Source organism: Micromonospora sp. ATLC20 (assembly GCF_057196585.1).
The window spans coordinates 1-4,929 of the sequence record NZ_JBXUOV010000277.1; the positions used below are offsets into that span (position 1 = coordinate 1).

The window sequence follows — 4,929 nt, forward strand, 5'->3', positions numbered from 1 at the left end:
GTGGCGGGCTCGCGCGTGCCGGCCCGGCCGGCCCGGCCGCCGTCGAGCACCTGCAACGCGGGCCGGAACGGGTCGCCGGACCGGTTGCTCCGGGGGGTACGCCGTTGCTCGGCGCCGCCGCCCTCGCGCACGGTCCGCCCGCGCGGGGTGTACGCGCGGGCGTCGGAGATCCCGCCGAGGCCCGGCTCGCGCGGCTCCGACCCCCGCGACGATCCGCGCCGGGAGCCATTGGCGTCCCGGCGCGGATCATCCGATCTCGGCGGCATCGCTCAGCCTCCGTTGCCCTGCGGGCTGGTGACCGAAGGGGCGCCCTGCGCGGGGTGCGGCACCCCGATGGTCTGGCCGTCCGGCAGCCGGATGTAGGCCGGGTCCTCGGACTCGACCAGGCCGAGCCGCCGGGCGTTGGCGGTCAGGTTGCCGGGCGCCTCCTGCTTGGCGATCTCCTTCTTCAGCTCCTGCTCGTCCACGTCCAGCTTGGCCTGCTGCTGCTGGAGCTTCTCCAGCTTGAACGCGTTCTCGTTGATCTTGGTGTTGACCGCCAGGATGCCCAGCACCCCGCCGACCACCAGCACCAGGATCAGCGCGACGAACGGAGCCCGGGGCACCCGGATCGGCGCCGGCGGGGCGACCCGCAGACGCGGCGCGGGCGCGCCGGTGACCCGGGTACGCTCGGCCGGCCGCAGCGCGGCGCTGCCCTGCGTCGGAAACTCGCGCGCCCCCCGGGCGCGAGCCTGCTCCCGGCGGTCGGTCGCGGTCGTGTCCCGCGTGGTGCGCTGCGCCGCGGTCCGGCCCCCCGACCGCGGTGCGCGCTGCCCGACGGCTCCCCGGCCGTCGCGCTTCTCGACGTTCATGTCCCCTCCCCCTCCTCGTCCGTCCCGTTCGCGTCCCCCGGGACCGACCGCGGGTCCTCGCCGGACCCCGGTGACCCCGTCCCCGGTTGGTGCATCGCCTTCACCCGGCGGCGGTACCGTTCGCGGTCGGTACGCCCCTGCCGGGCCGCCTCCGGGTCGAGCCGTTCCGCGGCCCGCAGCCGCACCGAGGCGGCACGCGGGTTCGCGGCCACCTCCGCCTCCCCGGGCAGCTCGGCGCCCCGGCTCAACAGCCGGAACGTCGGGCCCGACCCGGGCAGCTCGACCGGGAGGTCGATCGGGCCCTTACTGCGGACCCGATCGGCGAGCGCCTGCTTGGTGAGCCGGTCCTCCAGCGAGTGGTAGGACAGGACCACCATGCGGCCGCCCACTGTGAGCTTGTCCAGAGCAGCCGGCAGCGCCGTCTCCAGCGCTGCCAGTTCTCTGTTTACCTCGATCCGTAAAGCCTGAAACGTTCTCTTTGCCGGGTGTCCACCGGTTCGTCGGGCCGGTGCCGGAATGGCGTCCCGGACCAGCTCGGCCAGCCGGGCCGAGGACGTGATCCGGTTGCGCTCCCGTTCCCGGATGATCGCCGAGGCGATCTTCCCGGCGAACTTCTCCTCGCCGTACACCCGCAGCAGGCGGGCCAGGTCCGGGTGGGAGTACGTGTTGACCACCTCCTCGGCGGTCACCCCCCGGGTCTGGTCCATCCGCATGTCCAGCGGCGCGTCCTGCGCGTACGCGAACCCGCGGTCGGGCGCGTCCAGTTGCAGGGACGAGACGCCGAGGTCGAACAGCACCCCGTCGATCGCCGGGTAACCGAGCCGGTCGAGCACCTCGGGCAGCTCGTCGTAGACGGCGTGCTCCAGGTGGATCCGGTCGGCGAACCGGGCCAGGCGGACCCGCGCGTGGGCGAGCGCCTCGGTGTCCCGGTCCAGGCCGATCAGCACCGTGTCCGGATGCGCCGAGAGCACCGCCTCGGCGTGCCCGGCCAGGCCGAGCGTGGCGTCGACGTGCACGGTGCGACCGGGCCGGCCCAGTGCGGGGGCCAGCAGCTCGAGACACCGCTCGAGCAGCACCGGCACGTGCGTGCCGCGTAGCTCCCCCATCTCGACCCCCACCCCGTTCGCCAACCGTTCCGTCACGTGTCCGTCGTCGCCACGACGCCTCGCCATACCGCCAGATCCCCATCCGCTCCCGCCCGCCGGAGGCCGCGGCCCTCCGTGTCGGATCGTGCGCCTGGCACCGGGGAAGGGGTGCCAGGAACTCGAAAGCGGCTGGAGATCTCGCAGTACGTCGGGCGCCGTCACGCCCTACAGACCGCCGGGCAGCACCCCCTCCTCGATGTCGGCGAAGTCGTCTTCGCTCTCCGCGAGGTAGGCCTCCCAGGCCGCCCTGTCCCAGATCTCCACCCGGGTGCTCGCTCCGATCACGACCAGATCCCGGTCCAGTGCCGCGTACGACCGCAGGTGGCCGGGAATCGTGACCCGCCCCTGCTTGTCCGGCACCTCGTCGTGCGCGCTGGCGAAGAAGACCCGGCTGTAGGCCCGGGCCGCCTTGCTCGTCATCGGCTGCGCGCGCAACTGGTCCGCGATCCGCTGGAACTCGGGCATCGGGAAGACGTAGAGGCAGCGCTCCTGCCCTTTGGTGATCACGACACCCCCCGCCAGTTCGTCCCGGAACTTCGCCGGCAGGATCAACCGGCCTTTGTCGTCCAGGCGCGGAGTGTGGGTGCCGAGGAACATCGGCCCAACCCCCTCGCCCTGAGCGGCGTTCGCGGCGCCGCTGACCCCCCGGGCCGGTGTGGCCCTCCCGGCCTCACCATCGCGCCCCACTCTACTCCACTTCCCTCCACCTGCAACCAGAATCGCCCGCGCGGCGTGGCGTTTCCGCGCGCAAAACCGCACGTCAACACGGGTGGGGCGGAGTGGAGGGGGTGGGGCGCGCCCCACACCGTCCGCTACCCGACATCGACCGCCGCCGTCCGGCCCCGCGCGCTCCGCCCGTCCGCCGGGCCGTCCCCGGCCGAACGGTTCGCCGTCGGCGGCGATCTGGTGGAGGTGGCGGTCCGGTAACCTCGCTCGCGTGACGGACGCGAAGATGCCCTTGCGGGCAAAGGTGGCCAGCTCCGTGTCGCGCACCGCCGCGGCGCTGTCGCGGGCCGCGGGCCGTGGCGACGGCTCGGTGATCGGCGGCTGGATCGGCCTCAAGATCGACCCGGACCTGCTCGCCCACCTCTCGGCCGGGCGGGCCATCGCCCTGGTGTCCGGCACCAACGGCAAGACCACCACCACCCGGCTCACCACCGCCGCGGTCGGCGTGCTGGGCCGGGTCGCCACCAACTCCTTCGGCGCGAACATGCCCACCGGCCACACCTCGGCGCTGGCAAAGGCCGGCAGCACGCCGTACGCGGTGCTGGAGGTGGACGAGCACTACCTCGCCCAGGTGCTGGAGGCGACCGAGCCGCACGTGGTGGCGCTGCTCAACCTCTCCCGCGACCAGCTCGACCGGGCCAAGGAGGTCGCCATGATGGCGCAGCTCTGGCGCGCCGCCCTGGTCCGGCACCCGCGGGTACGGGTGGTCGCCAACGCCGACGACCCGATGGTGGTGTGGGCCGCGTGCCCGCCGGCCGACCCGGCCCAGGGCCACGTGCCGCCGCACGTCACCTGGTTCAGCGCCGGGCAGCGCTGGCACGACGACTCCTGGGTCTGCCCCGAGTGCGGCTCCACCATCCAGCGCTCCGGCGAGCAGTGGTGGTGCACCGGCTGCCCGCTGCGCCGCCCCGAGCCGAACTGGACGGTCGAGGACGACGGCGTGCTCGACCCCACCGGCGCCTGGCACAAGATCCAGCTCCAGCTCCCCGGCAAGGTCAACCTCGGCAACGCGGCCACCGCGCTGGCCGTCGCCGCCGAGTTCGGCGTACGCCCGGTGGACGCGGTGTCCCGGCTCGGCACCGTCACCTCGGTGGCCGGCCGCTACGCCCAGGTCGACCGCGACGGGCGCAACATCCGGCTGCTGCTGGCGAAGAACCCGGCGAGCTGGCTGGAGGCGTTCGACATGGCCGACGTCGCGCCGACACTGCTGTCCATCAACGCCCGCGACCCCGACGGGCTGGACACCTCCTGGCTGTTCGACGTGGACTTCTCCCCGCTGACCGGCCGGCAGGTGCTGATCACCGGCGACCGGGCGTACGACCTGGCGGTGCGGCTGGAAGTGAACGGCGTGCCGTTCCAGCACGTCCGCAGCTTCGACGAGGCCGTCCGCGCGGTGCCGCCGGGCCGGCTGGAGGTCATCGCCAACTACACCGCCTTCCAGGACATCCGAGCGGAGCTGGACCGTGTCAACTGAGAGCCTGCGCATCGTCTGGATCTATCCCGACCTGCTGTCCACCTACGGCGACCGGGGCAACGCGCTGATCCTGGCCCGCCGGGCCCAGCTGCGCGGCATGCCGGTCGAGGTGCTGGAGGTCCGCTCCGACCAGCGGCTGCCCGCCACCGCCGACATCTACCTGCTCGGCGGCGGTGAGGACGGCCCGCAGGCGCTCGGCGCCCAGCGCCTGATCGCCGACGGCGGTCTGCACCGGGCGGTGGCCCAGGGTTCGGTGGTGTTCGGCGTCTGCGCCGGCTACCAGCTGCTCGGCACCTCCTTCTTCGCCAAGGGCACCCGCTGCGCCGGCCTGGAGCTGCTCGACCTCTCCTCCGACCGCGGCCCCACCCGGGCCGTGGGCGAGCTGGCCGGTGAGGTCGACCCGCGGCTGGGCATCCCGCACCTGTCCGGGTTCGAGAACCACGGCGGCCGCACCCACCTCGGCCCGGGCGTGTCCCCGCTGGCCCGGGTCACCACCGGGGTCGGCAACGACGGCGCCACCGAGGGCGCGTGGCGGGGCAAGCTGCTCGGCACCTACTCGCACGGCCCGGCGCTGGCGCGCAACCCCGACCTGGCCGACCTGCTGCTGCGCTGGGCGACCGGCATCCACCAGCTTCCGCCGCTCGACGACACCTGGGCCGACCGCCTCCGCTCCGAACGCCGCACCGCGGTGGCCGCCGCCCCGAGGCCGTGACCGGCGCCGCCCGGCCGGGGC

Annotated in this window: 5 protein-coding genes and 1 pseudogene; 2 read left to right on the forward strand and 4 right to left on the reverse strand. The window is 74.1% G+C overall.

Going from position 1 to position 4,929, the window contains the following annotated elements:
- The 4 genes and pseudogenes from AC2CHG_RS29910 to mraZ form a co-directional block, all read right to left on the reverse strand.
- Positions 1-266 (reverse strand): annotated as a pseudogene (locus AC2CHG_RS29910) (penicillin-binding protein 2); the annotation flags it as partial.
- Positions 267-269: 3 nt separating this feature from the next.
- Entirely contained in the window at positions 270-851 is a 582-nt protein-coding gene (gene ftsL, locus AC2CHG_RS29915; RefSeq protein ID WP_262014590.1) for a cell division protein FtsL, read from the reverse strand.
- Complete coding sequence (gene rsmH, locus AC2CHG_RS29920; protein WP_366622270.1) at positions 848-1,957, reverse strand: 16S rRNA (cytosine(1402)-N(4))-methyltransferase RsmH; 1,110 nt, start codon at positions 1,955-1,957, stop codon at positions 848-850. The genes ftsL and rsmH overlap by 4 nt, the downstream gene beginning before the upstream one ends.
- A gap of 204 nt (positions 1,958-2,161) precedes the next feature.
- Complete coding sequence (gene mraZ / locus AC2CHG_RS29925) at positions 2,162-2,593, reverse strand: division/cell wall cluster transcriptional repressor MraZ (RefSeq protein WP_073831045.1); 432 nt, start codon at positions 2,591-2,593, stop codon at positions 2,162-2,164.
- A 355-nt stretch (positions 2,594-2,948) separates the two neighbouring features.
- On the opposite strand from mraZ, the gene AC2CHG_RS29930 reads away from it, so the two are divergent.
- Positions 2,949-4,196 carry a MurT ligase domain-containing protein gene (locus AC2CHG_RS29930; protein ID WP_128138608.1) on the forward strand — a complete coding sequence of 416 codons (1,248 nt, stop codon included), beginning with the start codon at positions 2,949-2,951 and terminating at the stop codon, positions 4,194-4,196.
- On the forward strand, positions 4,186-4,908 hold the full coding sequence (locus tag AC2CHG_RS29935) for a type 1 glutamine amidotransferase (RefSeq protein WP_013287612.1): 723 nt from the start codon (positions 4,186-4,188) through the stop codon (positions 4,906-4,908). The genes AC2CHG_RS29930 and AC2CHG_RS29935 overlap by 11 nt, the downstream gene beginning before the upstream one ends.
- The last annotated feature ends 21 nt before the right edge of the window (positions 4,909-4,929 follow it).